The 22,051-nt window shown below is 49.4% G+C and carries 22 protein-coding genes and 1 tRNA gene; 16 read left to right on the top strand and 7 right to left on the bottom strand.

Annotated elements, in window-relative coordinates; translation table 11 throughout:
• Positions 1 to 9: 9 nt before the first annotated feature.
• On the bottom strand, positions 10 to 261 hold the full coding sequence (locus tag E2I14_RS00270; protein ID WP_133324291.1) for a hypothetical protein: 252 nt from the start codon (positions 259 to 261) through the stop codon (positions 10 to 12).
• A 308-nt stretch (positions 262 to 569) separates the two neighbouring features.
• On the opposite strand from E2I14_RS00270, the gene E2I14_RS00265 reads away from it, so the two are divergent.
• Positions 570 to 1,154: a TMEM175 family protein gene (locus E2I14_RS00265; RefSeq protein WP_133324289.1), complete on the top strand. Its 585-nt coding sequence runs from the start codon at positions 570 to 572 to the stop codon at positions 1,152 to 1,154.
• 73 nt (positions 1,155 to 1,227) lie between these two features.
• On the opposite strand, the gene purM is transcribed toward E2I14_RS00265, so the two are convergent.
• A complete protein-coding gene (gene purM, locus E2I14_RS00260) occupies positions 1,228 to 2,271 on the bottom strand; it encodes a phosphoribosylformylglycinamidine cyclo-ligase (RefSeq protein ID WP_133324287.1) in 1,044 nt (347 codons plus the stop codon).
• A gap of 214 nt (positions 2,272 to 2,485) precedes the next feature.
• Here purM and E2I14_RS00255 point away from each other — a divergent pair, with 214 nt between their 5' ends.
• The 12 genes from E2I14_RS00255 to panB all read left to right on the top strand — a co-directional run bounded on the left by E2I14_RS00255 (position 2,486) and on the right by panB (position 15,385).
• Complete coding sequence (locus E2I14_RS00255; protein ID WP_206105556.1) at positions 2,486 to 3,565, top strand: AI-2E family transporter; 1,080 nt, start codon at positions 2,486 to 2,488, stop codon at positions 3,563 to 3,565.
• Positions 3,562 to 4,248, top strand: coding sequence for a DnaA regulatory inactivator Hda (gene hda, locus E2I14_RS00250; RefSeq protein WP_133324282.1), 687 nt, complete (start codon positions 3,562 to 3,564; stop codon positions 4,246 to 4,248). The genes E2I14_RS00255 and hda overlap by 4 nt, the downstream gene beginning before the upstream one ends.
• Positions 4,229 to 4,942, top strand: a complete 714-nt coding sequence (locus tag E2I14_RS00245) for a histidinol-phosphatase (RefSeq protein WP_227544540.1) — start codon at positions 4,229 to 4,231, stop codon at positions 4,940 to 4,942. The genes hda and E2I14_RS00245 overlap by 20 nt, the downstream gene beginning before the upstream one ends.
• Positions 4,935 to 6,404 (top strand): polynucleotide adenylyltransferase PcnB, encoded by a 1,470-nt coding sequence (gene pcnB, locus E2I14_RS00240; protein ID WP_133324280.1) that lies wholly within the window; start codon positions 4,935 to 4,937, stop codon positions 6,402 to 6,404. Before E2I14_RS00245 ends, pcnB begins: the two co-directional genes overlap by 8 nt.
• 6 nt (positions 6,405 to 6,410) lie before the next feature.
• Positions 6,411 to 6,896: a 2-amino-4-hydroxy-6-hydroxymethyldihydropteridine diphosphokinase gene (gene folK / locus E2I14_RS00235; protein WP_133324278.1), complete on the top strand. Its 486-nt coding sequence runs from the start codon at positions 6,411 to 6,413 to the stop codon at positions 6,894 to 6,896.
• 314 nt (positions 6,897 to 7,210) lie between these two features.
• A complete protein-coding gene (locus E2I14_RS00230) occupies positions 7,211 to 7,813 on the top strand; it encodes a GspH/FimT family pseudopilin (RefSeq protein ID WP_133324276.1) in 603 nt (200 codons plus the stop codon).
• The gene (gene pilV / locus E2I14_RS00225; RefSeq protein WP_133324274.1) at positions 7,804 to 8,355 is read left to right on the top strand and encodes a type IV pilus modification protein PilV; all 552 of its coding nucleotides are present in this window, start codon (positions 7,804 to 7,806) and stop codon (positions 8,353 to 8,355) included. Before E2I14_RS00230 ends, pilV begins: the two co-directional genes overlap by 10 nt.
• The gene (locus E2I14_RS00220) at positions 8,352 to 9,188 is read left to right on the top strand and encodes a PilW family protein (protein WP_133324272.1); all 837 of its coding nucleotides are present in this window, start codon (positions 8,352 to 8,354) and stop codon (positions 9,186 to 9,188) included. The genes pilV and E2I14_RS00220 overlap by 4 nt, the downstream gene beginning before the upstream one ends.
• Complete coding sequence (locus E2I14_RS00215) at positions 9,185 to 9,802, top strand: pilus assembly PilX family protein (protein ID WP_133324270.1); 618 nt, start codon at positions 9,185 to 9,187, stop codon at positions 9,800 to 9,802. The genes E2I14_RS00220 and E2I14_RS00215 overlap by 4 nt, the downstream gene beginning before the upstream one ends.
• Before the next feature lie 194 nt (positions 9,803 to 9,996).
• Complete coding sequence (locus tag E2I14_RS00210) at positions 9,997 to 13,734, top strand: PilC/PilY family type IV pilus protein (RefSeq protein WP_165967705.1); 3,738 nt, start codon at positions 9,997 to 9,999, stop codon at positions 13,732 to 13,734.
• 1 nt (position 13,735) lies between these two features.
• Complete coding sequence (locus E2I14_RS00205) at positions 13,736 to 14,275, top strand: type IV pilin protein (protein ID WP_319945915.1); 540 nt, start codon at positions 13,736 to 13,738, stop codon at positions 14,273 to 14,275.
• Positions 14,276 to 14,566: 291 nt separating this feature from the next.
• On the top strand, positions 14,567 to 15,385 hold the full coding sequence (gene panB, locus E2I14_RS00200) for a 3-methyl-2-oxobutanoate hydroxymethyltransferase (RefSeq protein ID WP_133324266.1): 819 nt from the start codon (positions 14,567 to 14,569) through the stop codon (positions 15,383 to 15,385).
• Positions 15,386 to 15,467: 82 nt separating this feature from the next.
• On the opposite strand, the gene can is transcribed toward panB, so the two are convergent.
• Entirely contained in the window at positions 15,468 to 16,169 is a 702-nt protein-coding gene (can, locus tag E2I14_RS00195; RefSeq protein ID WP_133324264.1) for a carbonate dehydratase, read from the bottom strand.
• Between the two features lie 131 nt (positions 16,170 to 16,300).
• Between can and E2I14_RS00190 the strand changes: the two genes are divergently transcribed.
• Both E2I14_RS00190 and recQ read left to right on the top strand, forming a co-directional pair.
• A complete protein-coding gene (locus tag E2I14_RS00190; RefSeq protein WP_133324262.1) occupies positions 16,301 to 16,555 on the top strand; it encodes a YkgJ family cysteine cluster protein in 255 nt (84 codons plus the stop codon).
• A gap of 18 nt (positions 16,556 to 16,573) precedes the next feature.
• Positions 16,574 to 18,415 (top strand): DNA helicase RecQ, encoded by a 1,842-nt coding sequence (recQ, locus tag E2I14_RS00185; protein ID WP_133324260.1) that lies wholly within the window; start codon positions 16,574 to 16,576, stop codon positions 18,413 to 18,415.
• 65 nt (positions 18,416 to 18,480) lie between these two features.
• Here the strand turns inward: recQ and trmB are convergent, their stop codons facing one another.
• The 4 genes from trmB to hpaR all read right to left on the bottom strand — a co-directional run bounded on the left by trmB (position 18,481) and on the right by hpaR (position 20,926).
• Positions 18,481 to 19,233 (bottom strand): tRNA (guanosine(46)-N7)-methyltransferase TrmB, encoded by a 753-nt coding sequence (gene trmB, locus E2I14_RS00180; RefSeq protein ID WP_133324258.1) that lies wholly within the window; start codon positions 19,231 to 19,233, stop codon positions 18,481 to 18,483.
• A 41-nt stretch (positions 19,234 to 19,274) separates the two neighbouring features.
• Positions 19,275 to 19,348 (bottom strand) — tRNA-Gly (locus E2I14_RS00175).
• 154 nt (positions 19,349 to 19,502) lie between these two features.
• The gene (locus tag E2I14_RS00170) at positions 19,503 to 20,144 is read right to left on the bottom strand and encodes a PEP-CTERM sorting domain-containing protein (protein WP_133324255.1); all 642 of its coding nucleotides are present in this window, start codon (positions 20,142 to 20,144) and stop codon (positions 19,503 to 19,505) included.
• Between the two features lie 296 nt (positions 20,145 to 20,440).
• Positions 20,441 to 20,926 carry a homoprotocatechuate degradation operon regulator HpaR gene (gene hpaR / locus E2I14_RS00165; protein WP_319945914.1) on the bottom strand — a complete coding sequence of 162 codons (486 nt, stop codon included), beginning with the start codon at positions 20,924 to 20,926 and terminating at the stop codon, positions 20,441 to 20,443.
• Positions 20,927 to 21,083: 157 nt separating this feature from the next.
• On the opposite strand from hpaR, the gene E2I14_RS00160 reads away from it, so the two are divergent.
• Entirely contained in the window at positions 21,084 to 22,025 is a 942-nt protein-coding gene (locus tag E2I14_RS00160; protein ID WP_133324253.1) for a bestrophin family protein, read from the top strand.
• Positions 22,026 to 22,051: the final 26 nt, after the last annotated feature.

The raw sequence follows: 22,051 nt of genomic DNA, 5'->3' as shown, positions 1-22,051 counted from the left end.
TGCGACGGTCTAGCGATCTCTGAAATAATAACAAGCGCCGCATAAAGCTATCCCGACCGCGTAAAGCAATTCGGTTGACGAGACCGCGTAGGGATACAACATCAACACTACGCCCAGCCACTTCACGTAGTGGCGCTCGGTTTTCTTACCGAAGCGGTAAGCCGCGAATCCAATAATTCCAAACACAATCGCGCCAAAAATATAAGCGGGCGTGGGCAGCGTAAAACCGAGTGATTCGAGTAGAGCGAGTTCTTGATCCATAGGATTGTTGATATCTGCTTTTCAATGGAAAGTGACTAAGGCCTGACAAATGCAAAATTTGGCTCATTTTATCGACTTCCCACCCGAATTACACTGAAAATCTTGCTTTAATTCAAGTGCAACAGGATCGCAAACAAACGTTAAAAACGATTCGGCGGGTCATTGACACACTTTCTAAACAGAAAGCAGCATGGTATTGTTGCGAAGAAATCATTCTTTAGTGCATGGAAGTTAGGCCACTTGTAAAAATGTTCAAGTAAGCTTAAGCCCACGTCCAAAACACCCAACTTAAGCAAACCAATTCAATCATGGAAAAAGGTCGACTAGAAGCGTTCAGCGATGGTGTGATCGCCGTCATTATCACGATTATGGTGCTGGAATTGCACGTCCCCGAAGGCAAGCAGTTAAGCGATTTGTTACCGCTCTATCCCAAGTTTATTTGTTATGTGTTGAGCTTTATAAATGTAGGCCTGTACTGGAATAATCACCACCATATGTTCCAAGCCGTCAAGCACGTAAATGGCCGAATTCTCTGGGCCAATTTGCATGTTTTATTTTGGATGTCCTTGATTCCAATTACCACCGATTGGATGGGCGAAAGTCACTTTGCCCAAACGCCGGTTATTTTTTATGGCATCGTGCTATTCATGTGCGGCGTAGCATATTCGTTTTTAGTGCGCGCTTTAGTCGCTCGGCATGGCAAAGATTCGCTCTTAGCCAAAGCAATAGGTAACGACAAAAAGGGAAATCTGTCGGTCATTATTTACGCCGTTGGTATCGCATTTGGCTGTGTTAATGCGTGGATTTCACTGGCGCTCTATTTTATTGTTGCGGCCATGTGGTTTATCCCTGATACGCGTTTTGAACATGTTTTGGGCGAAAAAAAGCCCTAATCGTGGATTAGGGCTTTTCACTACTTCAGCAGAAATTAAACGGCTTTACCAGCCTTTTCAATTCCTCGCATTATTAAATGACTTGCGTCTGCGCTTCATCACCAACACGAGCGCGGATTTCGCCAATTTGCCATACTTGCTCGCCCGCGGCGGTCAATTGCTCTAGGGCCGCGGCAGCGTTTTCTTTCGACACAATCACAACCATGCCGATACCGCAGTTAAATACGCGGTGCATTTCAGCGTCAGCCACGTTGCCGTGTTCTTGCAGCCAAGTAAATAGTGGCGGCATAGTCCATTTAGTGTGATCCAACATCGCCGTGAGGTTTTTGCCTAACACGCGCGGCACGTTTTCAACCAAGCCACCGCCAGTGATATGCGCCATGCCTTTGACTTCTAAAGATTCGATTAGAGCCAGCAATGGTTTCACGTAAATGCGGGTTGGTGCCATCAACACATCGGCTAATTTTTTACCGTGGAAGTCGCCATCCAAATCCGGTTGAGCCACTTCAATAATTTTGCGTACTAAAGAATAACCGTTGGAATGGGCGCCAGAGGAAGCCAAGCCCAACACCACATCGCCAGGAGCGATTTTGGAACCGTCGATGATTTTCGATTTTTCTACCGCGCCGACTGCAAAGCCAGCCAAGTCGTATTCGCCATCTGGATACATCGAAGGCATTTCCGCAGTTTCACCGCCGATCAATGCGCAACCGGCCTGTTCGCAACCTTGGGCGACGCCTTTGATAACATCGGCAGCGGCATTGACATTTAATTTACCGCAAGCGAAATAATCCAAGAAGAACAATGGCTCAGCGCCTTGCACCAAAATATCGTTGACGCTCATAGCGACCAAATCGATACCAACTGTATCGTGACGATTCAAGTGGAAAGCTAACTTCAACTTTGTACCCACGCCGTCAGTACCAGCGACCAACACCGGTTCTTTGTATTTTTTGCTGACTTCAAACAAGGCGCCAAAACCGCCGATACCGGCCAACACACCCTCACGCATTGTGCGTTTAGCAAATGGTTTAATTACGTCGATCAGTGCATCGCCCGCGTCAATGTCAACGCCTGCGTCACGATAGGAAAGGGAAACTTTGGAGGATGTAGTCATAATATCTGGCTAAGTATTTAGAAAGGGGGCCGTAAAAATAGCTGGAAATGCAGCACTATCGGGTAAAATTCGGTGTTTTCACGGGTTGTGCATTGCGCGAGAGCATTAACTTGCACGCTGCTCAAAACCGACATTTTAGCAAATCAGACCTAATTCACCTATTGATTCAGACATTTTCATCGGACATCGTTAAATCCCGCCCCAAATTCCCCTTATGACATTTACTAAAGAACAATTTCAAACCGCTATTTGGCTCCTGCTCGGAATTGCCTTAGTCCTGTTATTGATCATTTTAGGACCGGTGTTGATGCCATTTGTGACCGGAGCGATTCTGGCGTACATGCTCAATCCGCTGGTCGATAGGTTATGCAAAGTCAAATTTGGCAAGCGCTCGATTCCGCGGTCGCTGGGCGCATTGATCGCCATGCTTTTGTTATTGGCGTCGATTCTGGCCTTGGTATTAATCGTCCTGCCTGTTGTGCAAAATGAAATTCCGCTACTGCAAGAGCAAATCCCCAAATTCCTCGATCAATTACACGACTACCTCGAACCGAAACTGCTTGAATACAACATCCACGTTAAGTTGGATAGCGCAGGCATTAAAGATTTAATCACCACACGTTTAGCGGAAAGCGGCCAAAAAATCGCTACCGGCGTATTGGAATCAGTCAAAGTTGGCGGAACCGCCGTACTCGGTTTAATTGCTAATATTTTATTAATTCCAATGGTGCTGTTTTATTTACTGCTTGATTGGCACGCCATTATTAACCGCCTTCATTTATTCATTCCACGTCGTTGGGTTGGTAAAACAACCGATTTAATCAAAGAGACTGACGACTTGTTGGCGCAATATTTACGTGGGCAATTGCTAGTGATGTTGGTGCTGGCCGGATACTATTCGAGCGCATTAACCTTGGCCGGTTTTTCCGTGGCGTTGCCGGTGGGGATTCTGACCGGCTTGCTGGTGTTTATTCCCTACATTGGTTTTGGCTTCGGTTTGTGCTTAGCGATCATTGGCGCGATTTTGCAATTTGATGCCATGCACGGGTTGCTGTTAGTCGCCATTATTTACGGCATCGGTCAAGTGATGGAAGGCTTTTACTTAACACCGCGTTTGGTCGGTGAACGCATCGGCTTGCCGCCGCTGGCGGTGATTTTTGCGTTATTGGCGTTTGGTCAGCTATTTGGCTTCATCGGCATTTTGTTGGCACTACCTGCTTCGGCAATTACCTCTGTCGCGTTTAAACATCTGCGCGCCCTCTACTATAAAAGCACTTTTTATAACGCCTCATGAAGCAATTGTTGTTGGATATCGATGCGGAAAATCCGCCGAGTTTAGATACTTTCGTCGTTGGTCAAAATGCCGAAGTCGCGCATTTATTACGTTCCTTTAGCCTGCGTACCCCGAGCACTTACGGCGAACGCACCGTATATTTATGGGGCGAAGCCGGTGCGGGTAAATCCCACTTGTTGCACGCCTTAGCCAACGATCCCGCCGCGCGTTACATCCAAGCAACTGCCTTGTTAGCCGACTTTGATTATTCGCCCGAAATCAGTTTGTATTTATTAGACGATTGCCAGCAAATCGCAGCGACCAAACAGATTGCGGCCTTTAATCTGTTTAATCAGATCAAAGAAAACAATGCCTTTCTCGTGGCCGCCGGTTCCTTGCCGCCAGCGATCTTAGGTGTGCGCGAGGACTTACGCACACGCTTGGGCTGGGGCTTGATTTATCAATTGCACGGCTTAACCGATGAAGACAAAATCGCTGCGTTAGAAGGTGCGGCTTTGGCACGCGGGATTACGATTCCGGCTGGCGTTCTGCCCTATTTAATCACCCACTATCGGCGCGATATGCCATCGTTAACCAGCATGGTTGATACATTGGTTAATTTTTCGCTCGAAACCAAACGCCCGATCACCCTGCCATTGCTGCGTGAAGTGATGCTGCAAAAAAATGGTTACTCCACCACTTAATTCCTGCGCCATGAATCCACTCGATTACCGACGTATTGCCATCTTCGATCTCGATCACACTTTATTGCCGATTGATTCGGATTACGAGTGGGGCCAGTTTTTATGCCGAATTGGTGCGGTCGATGTCGCTTATTTTGAACAACGCAATAAGGACTTTTTTGCTCAATACCAAGCTGGGACATTGGATGCGCGGGAATATCTGGAATTTGCGCTCGGTACCTTAGCAACATTTTCACCAGAACAATTAGCAACGATGCATCAGCAATTTATGCACGAAGTGATCAATCCAGCCTTATTACCCGCGGCCTATGATTTGATTGCCAAACACAATAACGATTTAGTCATGATCATCACCGCGACCAATCGTTTTGTGACCGAACCGATTGCACAAGCCTTGGGCGTGCAACATTTAATTGCCGCACAGCCAGAAATTTCCACGGATGGGCGCATAACAGGTAAACTAATCGGCAATCCGACCTCGGGTAGCGGCAAAGTGGACCATTTACATGCTTGGTTAGCGCAGCGCAACACAACGCTGGGCAATTTTGAGCAAAGCCACTTTTATAGTGACTCACACAATGATCTGCCTTTGCTTGAGCTGGTCAGCCACCCGGTTGCAACCAACCCCAATGCACGATTATCCGCACATGCGAACGCGCATGGCTGGCCAATTTTAAAGATTTTCAATGATTAAAAGCTTAATAAAACGTTTTTTTGGCGGCGGCGAATCCAAAGAGCCGAGCGCTGGCAAACCCGCAAAAGCTGCCAAGGCTGAGAAAGTTAGCAAGGCGGCCAAACCGGTCGTGGCCAAGCTCAAAACGCTAACCGTCAAAGAACACGGGATTGATCCCGATTTGGTGTCCAACAATGCCATTCGGGTCACCAACACCTTGCAACAAGCCGGATTCAAAGCCTTTATCGTCGGCGGCGCGGTGCGCGATTTGCTCTTGGGCGTAAAACCCAAAGATTTCGACATCGCCACCGATGCCACGCCCGAACAAGTCAAACGCCTATTCCGCCGCGCATTTATTATCGGCAAGCGTTTCCAAATTGTGCATGTCATGTTTGGACAAGATTTATTAGAAGTCACCACCTTCCGTGGCGCATCCAGCGACGGCGCACCGAAAGACGAATTCGGCCGAGTTTTGCGCGACAACACTTTTGGTGAGCAGCACGAAGACGCCACCCGACGCGACTTCACCATCAACGCCATGTATTACGATCCCACGACCCAAACCGTGCTGGATTACCACGGCGGCATGCACGATATTCGCAAAAAAATCCTGCGCATCATTGGACAACCCGAAGCACGTTACCGCGAAGACCCGGTGCGCATGCTGCGCGTGGTGCGCTTCGCTGCCAAGCTGCAATTTGAGATCGCCACCACCACGCGCGCGCCGATCGCAGAAATGGCCGAATTGATCGACAACGTGCCCGCCGCACGCGTGTTCGATGAAATGTTGAAATTATTAAGCAGCGGTCATGCTTTAGCGTGCTTAAAACAATTGCGCCAAGAGGGCTTGCATCGCGGCCTGTTGCCTTTATTAGATGTGGTGTTAGAACAGCCGATAGGCGCAAAATTTGTCACGCTCGCACTCAACAACACAGATGAGCGCGTGCGCCAAGGCAAAACCATTTCCCCCGGCTTTTTATTTGCATCGCTGCTGTGGCATCAGGTGTTGGAAAAGTGGCAGAAATACGAAGCGGCGGGTGAGCATCCGATTCCCGCGCTGCACCTAGCGGCTGACGATGTGCTGCAAACCCAAACTGAATCGCTAGCGCTGCAACGCCGCATTGGTTCGGATATGCGCGACATTTGGGCGATGCAACCACGCTTTGATCGCCGCGTGGGTAAAACCCCCTACAAGTTAATCGAGCATCCGCGCTTTAGAGCGGGATTGGATTTCTTGGTGTTGCGCGCTGCGTCGGGTGAAATAGACGAAGAAATCGCCAACTGGTGGGTCGATTTTTTAGCCGCCGACAATCAAGGCCGCGAAGCCTTGTTAGCCGCGAAATCGCGCGCTCCGAAAAAACCTGCAACAAAATCCGCATCTGGGCCAGCCGCATCGGCATCAACAGCGGGTGCTGAGAACATGGACAAACCCGCTGCCAAGAAACGTCGCCGCCGTCCGAGAAAACCTGGTGCAGCCGAATAAATCCCCATGTCTACACCTCATCAGGCGCTCATAGGATTGGGCGCCAATTTAGGCGATGCGCAAGCCACCGTGGAAGCGGCCTTGGAAGCGTTACATGCGATTCCACACACGCGTTTGGTGAATCGTTCCGCGCTGTATCTCACCGCACCAATAGAGGCGACCGGCAACGATTACGTCAACGCGGTCGCTGAATTAGCTACCGAGCTAGAACCCTTAGAATTATTGCGCGCTCTGCAAGCCATTGAGCACGAATTTGGGCGGGTGCGTACTTATCAAAATGCACCGCGCACCTTGGATTTAGATCTACTCTTGTTCGATCAGATCACGCTACAATCCACTGAATTACAACTCCCCCATCCGCGCATGCATCAACGCGCTTTTGTCGTCGTTCCGCTGCACGCTATTGCGCCGGAAATACTGATTCCTCAAGTCGGACTGGTTTCCGATTTGCTGCCTTTGGTCGCTGATCAAGCGATTCGCCGCCTAAGCTAATTTCGGCCATCCCCCCTGCCGCATCGCCTTGCCGCCGCCGACATCGGCCAAGGGCGTCCACGAAACAAGCCCCTACGGGTGCTGCTACTGACCGCGCGCTCTCACTTCGCCTCCTAGCTCCACCAAAACCGTTTCGAGCAACATAAAAATTTCAAAAAAGTTACTTAAATCGCGCTCCGGAGAGATAAGCGGTTAATTTTGGCTGACCAGCGGAGTTAAATATTTCCCTTAGACAATGTAAAGTGATGCTATCCGGTAATTAATGGCGTACGCCGTGCGAATTCACTTTTAACTACTTTGTTTAGGAAGAATTAATGTCATTGACTCAACAGCGCTATAGACCAAGCACGTTGTCGCCCAGTCAGCGAGAACGAGGCTTTTCACTGGTCGAGCTTATGATTGCTTTGGCGATTGGCACCATTTTGCTGATGATTGCAGCGCCGCAATTCAATAGCGCTATTCAAACTCAGCAATCCAATACTGAGGTCACGAATTTAATGATGGACATGCAATATGCACGTTCCGAGGCGATCAAAGAGGGCCAAAACGTAACCATTTGCGCCTCAACCGATGGCGCGTCTTGCAGCGGCACCACGTGGAACTCAGGTTGGATCATTTTCTCCAATATTAGCGCCGCCTCTCCCGCCGCTTTCACCAAGGGTACTGACGTAAAACTGCGCGTTCAACCTAGCTTAACAACCAAAGACACAATCACATCCTCACCCGCGACCAATTCAATTACCTACAATCGCGATGGATTCGGCGTTAATTTTGGTAACGCCACTGGTCAGTTATTCACCTTGCATAATGCCCCCATTAACAACGCTGCGACCCGCTGCTTATTTCTCGATGCACTAGGTCGTCAAAAAGTCTACAAATACGGCGATACGCCCGCAACAGGTTTCTCATGCTCATAAACACCGCCCTCAAACAAAAGCAACTCGGCGTGAGCTTGCTCGAAGTGCTGATCGCCTTGCTTATCATTGCGCTTGGCGTGCTAGGTATCGCCAAAATGCAAGCGCTGTCGATTTCTAACACTCAGGTCTCCGGATCGCGGGGATTGATCGCCTTGCAGGCTAGCAGTATTGCTTCCGTTTTGCACGACAATCGCGGTTATTGGCAAACCACCACGCCGCCGTGCAACGGGCCAAAAGCTTGTACGTTCACGGGAACCAGCACGAGCTATTTCGGTAATGTTCCAGCTAGCTGCACAATTGCTTCTCCTTGCACCAAGACGGCCGTGGCGGCGTATGAATTTGATACACGCTTAAAGAATTTGTACCAGATCGCACCAAGCTACGGACTCAATATCAATTGCACCGCTGCGGGTGGGCCAACCAGTTGCACAATTGCCATTAGCTGGGTAGAAAAACAAGCCGCTGGTAACGCTAGCACTGCCTCGATTGTCGCCAATCAGTCCGCGACCACCCAATACTATTATTTATACGTACAGCCATGAACTCTATCCACTCCCTCAATGGCTGCCGCCGTCCAAGTGCTTCCCAAGGCTTGCTAGCACGCGTCCGTCCGGGTCTTCAATCTGGATTTAGCCTCATTGAATTAATGGTCGCCGTACTCATTGGTTTATTTTTGACCTTGGGTCTTAGCCAGATATTTTTGAGCATGTACAGCACTTCGCAATCACAAAATAAACTAGGTCAAGCGCAAGAAAATCAACGTTTAGGCGTAGTTATGTTAGCCAATACCGTGCAATTGGCGGGCTTTTATGCTGGCAAGCCGACATCTGCGACCGCCAATGTCCTTGCCTTACCGCAATTGGCAACCAATAACACTGATGGGTCAAGCTTCACCGCCGGCGCGGGGATTGTGGGAATTGGCGGTGGCTCAGGCACTGGTGCCAAAAGTGATTCGGTCAATATTTACTTCCAATCGGGTGGTGTCGATCAGGATGGAATTATTAATTGTCAGGGGGGAACGGCTCCAGCGAGCACGCTAACGACATTCGTCAACAGCTTTTATATCAACTCCTCATGGCAGCTCGTGTGCTCCGTTACAACCAATAACGGTAAGCCTAATACTCCGCTGGTGTTAGCGAACGATGTGTACAGCATGTCAATTCTGTATGGTGTTGACTCAGTATTGTCTGGCACAACGGACACCTATTTGACCGCAACCGATGTGCAAACAAACGGTAAGTGGCTCAACGTGCGCTCAATTCAAATTACGCTTAATTTTTTCACCCCCAATTTATTGAATCCAAATGCGGCCTACACCAGCACTTCGCCGACCACGCCCTGGGTTCAAACCATTAGCTTAATGTCGAAATCATGATGACTCATCCTTCCCTCACAGCAAAGTCTAAACAACAAGGCGTGGCGCTGATAGCCAGTCTAATCATCATGCTGCTGATGACGATCTTGGCAATTAGCGTTTTTCGCAGCAATAATTTGCTGGAAAAAATCGCTGGTAATACCCGTGAAAAACAACGCGCCCTGCAAAGCGCACAAGATGCATTGCAGTATGGCGAATGGTGGCTACAACAATCTGGCTCAAACCTCGTTCCAGTCCCATCTTGCAGCGCCACTGCCGTACCCACAGTGATTCAAGTGTGCCCCAATAATCAAGACCCGGGCCCAACACTTGCGAATGTATCTGCGCTCAAATACTTTCCCTATACACCACCCAATATGGCGTCAGTAACCTCTGGTGCAACCGGCGCGATTGTTAAAACCGGTGCCACAATTAATGATGTGGTGTATTCAAGCTCGCCCGGTTTTGTGATTCATTATCTTGGCATCGTCAACTCACAAAAAATGTTTCGCGTGACGGCCATCGGGTACGGCGGCGGGGGCGGTGCGAACGGCACGCAAGCTATTGTTCAAAGTATTTTTTTATTGGGTGGCTCTGGAGCTGGGGCAACGCCAACGAAGAATTTAGGTAACTAAGGCTTTCTAAAAAAGCTATCAGCTTAGTCGCGCCTAAGTGCAACGTAACAACGCATCATGTTGACGCCGATGCTTGCTTTACTTAGGTAGATAAATTTGTGTGTTTAAACCAGTCCAACGCAGTCTGAACATAATTTAATTCAATTCAACTGTTTAGTTGAGATAGACAGAAGATGAAAAAGGAGTTTATTAACATGAAAAAATACTCGATCAGCGTGACCGGCGCATTCGTGATGGTTGCGCTAACGCCCTTATTTTCGTACGCGCAAATTACCGTGCAAGAAGATTTCAATACCAACAAATTAACGCACCCGTGGATTGCCATTAACGGCGCTTGCCTTACAGCGAGTACCGATTATTCAACTAAAGGAGCCACAGTTCCCAATGGAACAGTTCCTGGCTGCGTCGATGGAAGCGGCAATGCGAACCAGTACTATGCCAAGCTTGGCAGCACGCTTGTCGGCGGCAAAACCGGTGGAAAATTGCCTGACGCAAGCTTAAGTGGCGCGTTACGGCTGACCAATGGAGCTAGCTCCGGCATGTCTAGCACTAACGGTAACAACGAAACCGGCGCCATTATTAGTGGTAACTCATTCCCGAGTAATCAAGGTTTGCACATCACCTTTAACACCTTAACGTGGGGTGGAAATGCCTACAATAACGGCAAACAAAACTCCGGCGCGGACGGTATTAACTTCTTTTTATTAGATGCCTCGAAGTACTCAACCGATAGCAGTGGAATCTACGTGGTGAATGCCACCGGTTCATTCGGGGGTGCGCTGGGGTACGACTGCTCCCCAGGCAAAAGCCCGCCAGATGGATTTTCCGGTGGATTCCTAGGTTTAGGTATCGATGAATACGGTAACTACGCTAATAAAGGCGATAACGGTAGCGCCTACGACCCGTTATCACCTGGAGTTTTGTATAACGCCATCACTTTGCGCGGCCCTGGCGACATCACCGGCAAAACGTTTCCGACCTCAAACGGGCAAGCGACGGGGGTTAATCCCGGACAAGGCCCAATCGTAAGTCCTGCCAATGTGTGCAAATACGGATTTTATACGACGAGCGCAACGCCTACTTCGAGCACAACTTCGGTTTCAATCGCAGGCAGCCCAAAAAGTAGCACCACTACCTACACGCCCGATTACAAAAACAATGTCGTTACCGAAGTCGTTTATAACGTCGGTAAAAGCAGCTACACCACTACCACCAACGTCTATCCTTTTACGCTGGTCAAGGACTACCCTATTTTGACTAAACCGCAAGCATTGGCTGGCGGCAATGTGATTTTTAACCAAGAATACATAGCGACTCCACAACGGCAAAATGCAATTCCAATTTCCTATACCGTTGACATTACCAGTGGCGGACTGCTGAGCATTAGCTACTCCTACAATAACGGCGTGAGCACTCCCGTAATCACGAACGCCAGTATTTTAGACAAAGTAACCTACCCCACAACCGGATTGCCCGATAACTTCTTGTATGGTTTTGCGGCCGGTACCGGTGGAGGTAGTAACAACCACGAAATTACCTGTTTTAAGGCAGCGCAGTACACCGATTCGTCCAGTTCAGCTGGCGGTAACATTCCTCAAAATACCCAAGTTAAAGACAAGTCTGGCGAGCAAATTTACTTAGCTTCCTACAATCCAACTTTCTGGAGCGGTTCATTGACCGCGACGGCGCTATACGTCAAATCGGATGGATCTGTGGGAATCGGGAATGTGGACTCCAACGGTAAATTCACTGACTCTAGCGCACTATGGGATGCGGGTTGCGTCCTCACTGGCGTGGTAACCGGTCAAACCTGCGTAACCACTAAAGGCGGACCAGTTGCAGCCCAGTCTAGTTCGAGCCGCTTCATCTCGACATGGAGTGGATCGAATACGGCCGGGGCAGCAGGAACGACATTTTCAAGTGGTAATTTTGGGAATTTCCCTTCCAACTCGCAAACGGCGTTAAACGACAGTACCGTCACACCAGGAAGCTCCGATAGCTTAGGCTCAGCTCGGGTTGACTATTTACGTGGCGATCGCTCACGCGAAGTGACCAAAGTATTCCGCACCCGCCGCAGCGTTTTGGGTGACATTATTAACTCAAGCCCCGTTTCAGTTGGCGCTCCCTCAGGATCCTATCCAACAACGGGGAGCTGGGTGGATTTAATCCAGCCTTCTGACTCGATGAAAGAAGGGACGAGCTACGCTACTTTTCAATCCAAAAATAGCTCACGCTTGAACTTGGTATTAGCTGGTGCCAATGACGGTATGCTGCATGCGTTTCAGGCCGGAACATGGAGTAATGGGACGTTTAGCCAAACCAATAACGACGGTAAAGAAGCCTTTGCCTATGTACCGAGTTTGGCTTTGAACACCATTCATAACAACTACGATATCGGCGAGTTTGACTACATGGGAATGCTGTACGCCCACAATGCATTTGTTGATGCAACTCCAGGCTTTGGCGATTTGTACTACAACAATGCTTGGCATACTTGGGCGGTTGGTGGCTTGGGCGCCGGCGGCAATCTTACGGGCGTCAATGATAATCCGGCAGGAACCGCTGTCGGCGCTATTTATGCCCTCGATATTACCAACGTGGCTGTCCCCGAAACCGACGCATCCGTCAATAGTCGTGTCATGGGCGATTGGAATAGCAATACCATCACCTGCGACAACAACAACTCGTGCGGTCAATTCTTAGGTAGTACCTACGGCACCCCAATTATTAAACGTCTGCACAGCGGCAATTGGGCCATTATTTTTGGTAATGGATTAAATAGCGCCAAGGGAACATCAGGGATTTTTGTAGGCGAAATTACTGGTGCCGGACCAACGGTGACATTCCATTATTACGATACCGGCGCTGGTCCAGTCATTGACACCGCACAAATTGACCCTCTTACCAATAAAGTCAGCACGATTAAAAATCCAGCGTCTAACGGCATGACTTATGTGACCGGCGCAGATTTGGACGGTGACCATATCGTTGATTACGTTTATGGTGGTGACTCCGTCGGTAATATCTGGCGCTTTGATTTGACCAGTACTGATCCCACAAAATGGGGTAACTCACCGTTCAATCTGTTTAATGCCACCAATAGTTCTGGCAATGGATTGCAACCGATTACAACAGCGCCTATCGTGAGTGCGATTACCTATAATTCGACACAGCGCGTCATGATTAATTTTGGTACTGGCCGTCAATACCCTCAATCGTTAAATGTGGCGGCCAGCTATGCACCAGCTGGTCAAGAACTGTACGGAATTTGGGATTGGAATATGGATGCGTGGAATAAGCTCCAATCCACTCAATATGTCTCGTTAAGTAAATCGCCTGGCACCATCAATACGTCCAATTTAACAACCCAAACACTGACCGATTTGAAATCGTTAGGTATCAACTTTGGTACCAATAATGTGACTGGTGCGTCGCAGGGATATACCGCATCAAGTATTCCAATCTGCTTCCCCGATGTCACGGGCTGCTCCGGACCGGGCACTGTCACACCAAGTTACGGCTGGGTTTTAGCATTGCCAAACACTGGTGAAGAGATTATTTATAACCCAACCATCAATAACGGTATTCTGTTTGTGAATTCCATCATTCCTTCGAACATTGATAATTTATCGTGCACAGCTCAGCCGCCGAGTGGATTTAGTTATGCCATCGACGCTGGTACCGGTGGCGCAAGTGTGGGTGTATTCAACCCTGCCTCAGATATTCCAAGTTCTACACCGGTTGTTGGTGTTGGTATTAGCGGAGTTGGTACGCCTTACTTTGCCATCGCTGCCGATCCTAAAAATAATACCGTTACAACCATGATTACCCAAACTCAACAGGGAAATCCAATCGGATTCAAAGTTAATTTAGGTAGTTCTGGAACCGGCCCAGCAGGTTCGAATCGCCTGACTTGGTTAGAAATACGCTGACATGACCAATCTCAATGAAGACAAACTTAACCTCAAATCAACCATGAAAACACTAATGAAATTGACCAGCGCTAAGTGGTATAAAGCGACAAGCGCTAAACAACAACGAGGCTTTACGTTGATTGAGCTGATGATTGTGATCGTAATTATTGGGGTGTTGGCCGCAATTGCGATACCTGCCTATAACTCAAGCATCCAAAAATCGCGTCGCACTGACGCTAAAAATGGCTTGTTAGATTTGGCAACGCGGGAAGAAAAGTTTTACTCGCAAACCAACACCTATAGCTCGGCCATGAGTGATTTATATCCGGGTCAAACGGGCTCTTCCCTGACCGTGCAAACCAGCGGAACCGCGTATTACACGTTGTCGGTTCCAACGGTGACCGCAGCATCGGGCGCATCGGCCACGGCGGCCTATTTCCAAGCTACTGCCGTGCCTATTTCTGGCGGTGCCCAAGCGAATGATGCATGCGGCACTTTCACCATCGATAGTAACGGTGTGACCAGCAATACAGGCAATACCGCGACCAACTGTTGGTAACGGTAACGCGCTAATTTTTACTAGTACCCCCGCTTAAATACTCTTCCCACGGGAAGAGTATTTTTTTGCCCAACATTTCGCTCTCGACAAAAGCACGCTTTGTGCGAACACGCTACCTAACGCCATTCGCGGAGATCAGACCCACTCCACTTTTTAAACGCAAATCCAGCAAATTTTGCGGGTAACCATTACACTAGTCGCACTTTTAGGTAGTCAAGCGACCTTTTTTGTATTTTCATTATCGCTTGCGCTTACCGCCCCGACTTCCTTTACACATTGGTTTAGAAAATTATGGCCAGCTATTTACAAGACGCTCCACGCAAACAATGCACTGTTCCCAGCTTAGGCACGTTAAAAGCGCAGGGGCAGAAAATCACTATGTTGACATGCTACGACGCGAGTTTTGCCGCGCTGATGGATCGTTGCGGGGTAGATATTTTATTGATCGGTGATTCGCTTGGCATGGTGTGTCAAGGGCACAATTCCACCTTGCCGGTGACGGTGGCCGAAGTGGCATACCACACCGCCAGCGTGGCGCGCGGTAATCAGTCGTGTTTGGTGGTGGCCGATATGCCGTTTGGTAGTTATTCCACGCCTGAATCTGCCATGCAGAACGCCGTGCAGTTAATTCAAGCTGGCGCACAGATGGTCAAGTTAGAAGGCGGTGCTTGGTTGGCGCCAACGATTAAATTTTTAACTGAACGCTCCGTCCCGGTGTGCGCGCATTTAGGATTAACACCACAATCCGTGCATCAAATGGGCGGCTATAAAGTACAAGGCAAAACCAGTGCAGGCGCCGATCTGTTGAAGGAGGACGCCCAAGCCGTGCAAGCCGCGGGCGCCTCGCTCTTGGTGCTAGAAGCAATCCCAAAAGAATTGGGTAAGCAAGTAACTGACTCGTTAGCAATTCCCACCATTGGCATTGGCGCTGGTCCAGATTGCTCTGGACAAGTATTAGTGATGCACGATTTGCTGGGTGTGTTCCCAGGCAAAAAAGCGCGCTTCGTGAAGAATTTTATGGATGGTCAAACTAGTATTGATGAAGCCGTAAAGGCTTATGTCAGCGCGGTGCAGGATGGCAGTTTTCCTGCGCCGGAACATTGCTTCTGATTTGCCTCTGATTTAATTCTGAAGTAATTCTGCGTGTTGACCGATTTCCATCTGCTCGGTCAACACGCCAGAACAGCAAAAATTAAGGTCGGACCTTATTGAAGCTAGGCTTTTCGTATTGAGCCAAACTCGCGGCTAAGTTATCGGCCAACATCGCCGCGCTATTAATATTCATCCCCAAATCCCCTAGCAAGCCATCTTGTAAACCATAAACCCACCCGTGAATGGTCACGTCTTGCCCACGTTCCCATGCGTCGCGCACGATGGTGGTTTGGCACAGATTGACGACTTGTTCAATCACATTCAATTCGCATAAGCGATTTTGACGCACATGGTCACCCAAGGCTTCGCCTAAGTAGCGCTCGTGCTTTTGATGCACGTCCTGCACGTGGCGCAGCCAATTGTCAGCTAACCCAATACGTTTACGTTTTAAGGCCGCATCCACACCCGAGCAACCGTAATGGCCGCACACAATGACGTGCTTGACTTTGAGCACATCAACGGCAAACTGCAAGACCGATAAACAATTCAGATCGGTATGCACCACCACGTTAGCTACGTTGCGATGCACAAATAATTCGCCCGGTAGTAATCCTAATAATTCGTTGGCCGAGACCCGACTATCCGAGCAGCCGATCCACATGTATTCTGGAGTTTGTTGAGCAGCCAACGTCGAAAAAAAATCGGGGTCTATCCCCTTAATTTGCGCGGCCCAGTCACGGTTATTTTGAAATAATTGATCGGGCGTCAATCCCCGTGACGTGACTCTTGGTAATTTACTCATTGCACTCCTTGGCTAAATTCATTTGCCCGTATTGTATACTAGAGCGCCAACTCTATTAATCTATTGCAATAATTTGACAAAAATATTGCATTGCACAATTACTAAACTCCCCTACCCCAGAAAAGAAAACTATGCCTTGTCGTGACCACTGTGGAGCATGCTGTACCGCCCCGTCCATCACCAGCGCAATCCCCGGCATGCCCAACGGCAAACCGGCGGGCGTACCATGTGTACAACTTGATCACACCATGCGCTGCAAGATTTTTAATAGTCCAGAACGCCCCGCCGTTTGCGCTGGATTGCAGCCGTCAATTGAGATGTGCGGCGGCAGCAAAGAACAGGCGATTGCGTGGCTGTCTGAGTTAGAATTGCGCACTCGACCTTAGATTATTGGATTAGCAGGAATGACGCAGGCAGCACCATCACAACAAACAGCATTGGCACTGCTTCAAAGCGTTTTCGGTTACCCGGCCTTTCGGGGAGCACAGGCAGAGATTATTGACCACGTGGTCAACGGCGGCGATGCCTTGGTACTCATGCCTACCGGCGGCGGCAAATCCCTGTGTTATCAATTACCCGCGATGTTGCGCCAAGGCGTGGGAATTGTGGTTTCTCCTTTGATCGCGTTAATGCAAGATCAAGTTGATGCGCTGGCCGAAGTCGGCGTGCGCGCCGCATTTCTCAATTCCACCCAAACTTTTCAGCAAGCCTTAGCGATTGAACAAAAAATGCGGCAAGGTGAACTCGATCTGGTCTATGTTGCGCCAGAACGTTTATTGACCCAACGCTGTTTAGAATTATTAGAAATCTGCCCGATCTCCTTGTTTGCGATCGATGAAGCGCACTGCGTTTCGCAATGGGGACATGATTTCCGTCCGGAATACATCAAGTTGTCCGTGCTGCATGAACGCTTTCCCGCTATCCCGCGCATCGCGCTGACCGCCACCGCCGATCAAGCAACGCGCGCTGAAATTATCAGCCGCCTTCAGCTCGAAAACGCGCTGCAATTTGTGTCCTCGTTTGATCGCCCCAACATCCGCTACCGGATTGTAGAGAAGGCCAGCGGGCGGCAACAGTTACTCGATTTTCTGCAAGCAGAACATCCGCAAGATGCCGGGATTGTGTATTGCCTATCGCGTAAAAAAGTCGAAGAAACAGCCGAGTTTCTCAACCAACATGGCGTCACCGCCCTGCCCTACCACGCTGGATTGGAACTGGCGGTGCGCACCAAAAACCAAGCGCGCTTTTTACGTGAAGACAGTATCGTCATGGTTGCCACCATTGCCTTTGGCATGGGCATCGACAAACCCGATGTGCGTTTTGTCGCGCATTTGGATTTACCAAAAAGTATCGAAGGCTATTACCAAGAAACGGGCCGCGCAGGCCGCGACGGTGGGCCTGCTAATGCATGGATGGCCTACGGCTTACAAGACGTGGTGCAACAGCGGCGCATGATTGAAGAATCCGAAGCGGATGAAAATTATAAACGCCTACAAAGTGGCAAGCTCGATTCCATGTTGTCGCTGTGCGAAACAATCCGTTGCCGCCGTCGCCATCTGCTGAGTTATTTTGGTCAAAACGATGCCAGTACGCACACCAACTGTGGCAACTGCGACGTCTGTTTAAACCCGCCCAAAGCGTTTGACGCCAGCGTCGCGACGCAACAATTGTTGTCGGCCATTTACCGCGTCGATCAGCGCTTTGCCGCCGGTCACGTGATCGACGTGTTGCGCGGCATGGACAGCGAACGCATTCAACAATGGCGGCACGATAAGTTATCAACTTATGGCATCGGCTCAGAACGCAGCGAGGCAGAATGGCGCGCCATTTTGCGTCAAGCGATAGCGCAGGGTTATGTCAGCGTGGATTACGAATCCTATAACGCGCTCAAGCTCACCGAGACCGCCCGCGCAGTGCTCAAAGGCGAACAATCGGTGCAAATGCGTCAGTACGAAAAACCGCAAAAAGCAGCAAAACAAAAACGTGCGGTATCCAAAGGCTACGACGAAACCGACCTATCCGCGCAAGGCCAGCATATCTTCGAAAAACTACGCGGCTGGCGCATGGAAACCGCCCGTCTGCACAACGTCCCAGCGTATGTCATCTTCCACGACAGCACGCTGCGCGACATCGCCAAAGCCAATCCTTCGTCATTAGAAGATTTGCGCGGAGTCAGCGGCGTGGGCGAGAAAAAATTGGCGACGTATGGGGAAGAAATTGTTAAGTTGGTGGCGTCGTTGAATTGAAGATGAAATGCCGATAACGCATTACATCAAATTCAGCAAACATATCCTACCTAAAAAATCCAACCTCACTTCTTAACAAACACCAAATCCCAAACCCCGTGGCCTAATTTCAATCCGCGATTTTCAAATTTGGTCACCGGACGATATGCGGGGCGCGGTGCGTAGCCATCGGCGGTATTTTGCAATCCTGCCTCAGCGCCTAACACTTCCAACATCTGCACCGCATAGTCTTCCCAATCGGTCGCGCAATGCAGATAGCCGCCGACTGCTAGGCGCGAGGTAATCAATTCCACCATCGGCCCTTGGATCAAACGACGTTTGTTGTGGCGCGCTTTGTGCCACGGATCGGGGAAAAACACGTGGACGCCGGCTAATGAATTTGGCGCAAACATGTGGGTTAATACTTCGAAGGCGTCGTGCTGAATAATGCGTTGATTGGTTAAATTTTTCTCGCCAATTAATTTCAACAAACTGCCCACGCCGGGCGTATGTACTTCGACGCCAATGAAATTTTTATCGGGCATTCCAGCCGAAATCGTAACGCTAGTTTCGCCCATGCCGAAGCCAATTTCAAACACCGTTGGGGCATTGCGGCCAAAGGTTTGATCGACGTCTAAAGGTGCTTTTTGGTATGGCACGCAGAATTGCGGCCCCAATGTTTCGAGCGCTTTGGCCTGTCCGGTGGAGACGCGACCTGCCCTGGTTACAAAGCTGCGAATACGGTGTTCGGTCGGATCGTAAAACATCGGCTTGGCGGAAGCGGCAGATTCCGCTTCTGAATTGATCGAATCGTCGGGGGCAGTTGGTTTGTCTGACATGGGATAACTTTGCTGGAGCTAATTAGGTGCAATGGATGGGTTGGAGCGGGTGAAGGGAATCGAACCCTCATCACTTGCTTGGGAAGCAAGAGCTTTACCACTAAGCTACACCCGCACGTTCTGGGAATGCCGCATTTTACGCGGCTTTGAGGGATTCTGACAAACAGGACGGGGGATCGTGGTAAAACGTTAGGATTATCGTCACATCCGAGCCACCAATGAAAAAACCGCCCGAAGGCGGCTTAATCCTAAGCACTTGTTCGACTTAATTATTTAGCTTTGCGACGCAGTCCAGCCAAGGCAAGCAAACCCAAGCCCAACAACGCGGTCGTCATTGGCTCTGGCACACTGACCGATACGGCAGTAATTTCATTGCCGACGCTAGGACGTGAACCGCCGTGACCGGCTTCGTTGACCGCAGCAAAGACCAAGTTTTCACTGTTGGCCGTCGCCACAACCTGCACTGTGTTGAGCGCCCAAGTGAGCGTTTGCGCTTGACCGCTACTGGTATCGGTTGCAATTAACGCGTCGCCAAAAGAAACATTGGTTTGCTGAAAACCTGAACCCGGACGTTCCCCATAAGCCCACGACACAATGTAAGTATCGCCAATTGTGAGGCCAGTGATTGTTTGAGAAATGGTGTCCCAAGTGCTGCCGTTAAGCTCGGCGCTTTGGGTCGTTCCTGGGTAGGCCAATCCGCCAATCACACCCGCGCTATCGATTTCAATACCGTCGCTATTGACAGTGTTGGTCCAGCCCGGAACGCCACCATTAGGAACAGCGTGCCATGAGCTACCTTGGCCCGGATTGCTGAAATCGCCATTAACGACGAGGTTAATGCCTGTCGCTTGTGCAATTGACACGGAAGCGAGCAAGGTGGCAAATAATATGGTTGATGAAATACGTTTCATGATGAAGTTCCTTTGCTAGTACGGCACGACTGACTACGACTGACTGGTGGCTGGAACAATTTTCCTCGCTTCAAGTTCCTATTTGGACATCAGCGCAGTTCCCTTAACATAGAGCTATGCAAAATCAGTGCCTAGAAAACAAAAGTCAATAAAAACAAAGACCTAAATTCACCGCCATTCAATGGCCGGCCTCATCTGTAAAGTTTTTCGACAACTCTTACTCGATAGTTGATGTGTTCCACGCAAAGATTGCTTTAAGGAAATACATTAACTATTTCGTTTGAGATAAATGCCGCTTAACGCTCATCATCAACTTCACTAACGCCGGGCAAGGCAACCTGCTGAACCGGCGTGCTATGCAAGGCGATAAAGCGTTCTAACACCGTTGAGACCTCCTCCAACACCGATTTGCCAAATGCCCGTTCCAAATGTTGATATTGAGCGTCAATCAAGGGGGCCATGACGCTGATGAGCTGCTCGCCTTTGGGCGCTAACTTAACCAGCACGCGGCGCTGATCTTGCTCAAAACGGGCACGCACGATCAATTCCATTTGCTCCATACGCGCCAGCACGCCAGCCATGCTGGGACTCAAAATTTGGCATAAATCGCAAATCTCACGCGGCTCCAATTGCTCGCGCTCGTCCAATATCCGCAGAATGCGCCACTGCTGTTCAGTCACGCCAAAGTGCTGCAAAATCGGCCGAAAATGCGACATCAAACAATCTCGCGCCTTTAAAAAACGTTGTGGCAAATTGCTATTAATAATGCGTTTTTTCATCATGCCCCGCTCAGTGATCAACATAGACCACCGATTATAACTCTTGACTCACTAATATATTAGTGATTAAATTACTCATATGTTAGTGAATATCTTTTGACTGGATATTCACCGAACAACAAATTTCTTACTCCTTCTTTAAAAACTTGGAACCGCGCGCATGATAATCAGAGATCGTCCTTCCGGACTAAAACTCTTTCTTTTGGCGCGAGGTTCCGTTTTATCGCGAATATTGCCGACCCTAATCGTCAATATTTTCATCGCCACGTTGGTCACGTGGTCGCATGGCGATTTATTCCAATTAAAAATCACCCTAACCACGATTCCGTTCACCTTGATTGGTTTGCCAATTGCGATTTTTTTAGGGTTTCGCAATAACGCTGCCTATGACCGCTTTTGCGAAGGCCGCAAATTGTGGGGCGAATTGGTGTTACGCAGTCGTAATTTTGCACGTCAATGCCAAAGTCTGATTGATTTTCCCCAAGCGGCAAGCGCCACCAACGGATTGGAAGACATTCGTGTGCGCATGATTTATCGCACTAGTGCGTTTGCCTATACCTTGCGCGATCTGCTACGCGACCAAACCGACGCACCGCAACTCAGCTATTTATTGCAGGATTCTGAGCGAGAACAATTACACACCGCATCGAACAAGCCGCAAACCCTAATAATGAATATGGGCGCCGACCTGCGCCAACTGCTGCAAGCAAAACGTATCGACCCGTGCTTGGCGGTTTCCATGGATAACACCTTATCGGCCATGACCGCCGCAGCCGCGTCATGCGAACGCATCCGCAACACGCCGATTCCGTTTTCCTATACCTTGCTGCTGCACCGAACCGCGTATATTTACTGTTTTTTGCTGCCGTTTGGCTTGGTCGATTCAATAGGATTTATGACACCGTTTGTGGTCGCCGTTGTGGCTTATACGTTTTTTGGGCTTGATGCGCTGGGTGATGAAATTGAGGAGCCGTTTGGACTAGAAGCCAACGATTTGCCCTTAGACGCGATCTGCCGCGCCGTGGAAATCGATATGCGCGAATCGGTATCCGATACAGATATTCCAGCACCGCTATTGCCAAATAATTTTTGCCTGACCTAAGCGCTCTCAAATTAGGGACTAAAAAA

The organism is Sapientia aquatica, assembly GCF_004358105.1.
GTDB classification, from domain to species: Bacteria; Pseudomonadota; Gammaproteobacteria; order Burkholderiales; family Burkholderiaceae_D; genus Solimicrobium; species Solimicrobium aquaticum.
This window is presented reverse-complemented; position numbering and strand designations above follow the sequence as displayed.

Bases quoted from the DNA above. Each gene is read 5' to 3' on its own strand.
- can (WP_133324264.1), bottom strand. From the start codon at position 16,169: ATGAGTAAATTACCAAGAGTCACGTCACGGGGATTGACGCCCGATCAA.
- E2I14_RS00265 (WP_133324289.1), top strand. From the start codon at position 570: ATGGAAAAAGGTCGACTAGAAGCGTTCAGCGATGGTGTGATCGCCGTC.
- trmB (WP_133324258.1), bottom strand. From the start codon at position 19,233: ATGTCAGACAAACCAACTGCCCCCGACGATTCGATCAATTCAGAAGCG.
- E2I14_RS00255 (WP_206105556.1), top strand. From the start codon at position 2,486: ATGACATTTACTAAAGAACAATTTCAAACCGCTATTTGGCTCCTGCTC.
- pilV (WP_133324274.1), top strand. From the start codon at position 7,804: ATGCTCATAAACACCGCCCTCAAACAAAAGCAACTCGGCGTGAGCTTG.
- E2I14_RS00230 (WP_133324276.1), top strand. From the start codon at position 7,211: ATGTCATTGACTCAACAGCGCTATAGACCAAGCACGTTGTCGCCCAGT.
- E2I14_RS00215 (WP_133324270.1), top strand. From the start codon at position 9,185: ATGATGACTCATCCTTCCCTCACAGCAAAGTCTAAACAACAAGGCGTG.
- panB (WP_133324266.1), top strand. From the start codon at position 14,567: ATGGCCAGCTATTTACAAGACGCTCCACGCAAACAATGCACTGTTCCC.
- E2I14_RS00245 (WP_227544540.1), top strand. From the start codon at position 4,229: ATGGTTACTCCACCACTTAATTCCTGCGCCATGAATCCACTCGATTAC.
- E2I14_RS00220 (WP_133324272.1), top strand. From the start codon at position 8,352: ATGAACTCTATCCACTCCCTCAATGGCTGCCGCCGTCCAAGTGCTTCC.
- purM (WP_133324287.1), bottom strand. From the start codon at position 2,271: ATGACTACATCCTCCAAAGTTTCCCTTTCCTATCGTGACGCAGGCGTT.
- hpaR (WP_319945914.1), bottom strand. From the start codon at position 20,926: ATGATGAAAAAACGCATTATTAATAGCAATTTGCCACAACGTTTTTTA.
- recQ (WP_133324260.1), top strand. From the start codon at position 16,574: ATGACGCAGGCAGCACCATCACAACAAACAGCATTGGCACTGCTTCAA.
- E2I14_RS00190 (WP_133324262.1), top strand. From the start codon at position 16,301: ATGCCTTGTCGTGACCACTGTGGAGCATGCTGTACCGCCCCGTCCATC.
- hda (WP_133324282.1), top strand. From the start codon at position 3,562: ATGAAGCAATTGTTGTTGGATATCGATGCGGAAAATCCGCCGAGTTTA.
- E2I14_RS00160 (WP_133324253.1), top strand. From the start codon at position 21,084: ATGATAATCAGAGATCGTCCTTCCGGACTAAAACTCTTTCTTTTGGCG.
- E2I14_RS00270 (WP_133324291.1), bottom strand. From the start codon at position 261: ATGGATCAAGAACTCGCTCTACTCGAATCACTCGGTTTTACGCTGCCC.
- E2I14_RS00205 (WP_319945915.1), top strand. From the start codon at position 13,736: ATGACCAATCTCAATGAAGACAAACTTAACCTCAAATCAACCATGAAA.
- E2I14_RS00210 (WP_165967705.1), top strand. From the start codon at position 9,997: ATGAAAAAATACTCGATCAGCGTGACCGGCGCATTCGTGATGGTTGCG.
- E2I14_RS00170 (WP_133324255.1), bottom strand. From the start codon at position 20,144: ATGAAACGTATTTCATCAACCATATTATTTGCCACCTTGCTCGCTTCC.
- pcnB (WP_133324280.1), top strand. From the start codon at position 4,935: ATGATTAAAAGCTTAATAAAACGTTTTTTTGGCGGCGGCGAATCCAAA.
- folK (WP_133324278.1), top strand. From the start codon at position 6,411: ATGTCTACACCTCATCAGGCGCTCATAGGATTGGGCGCCAATTTAGGC.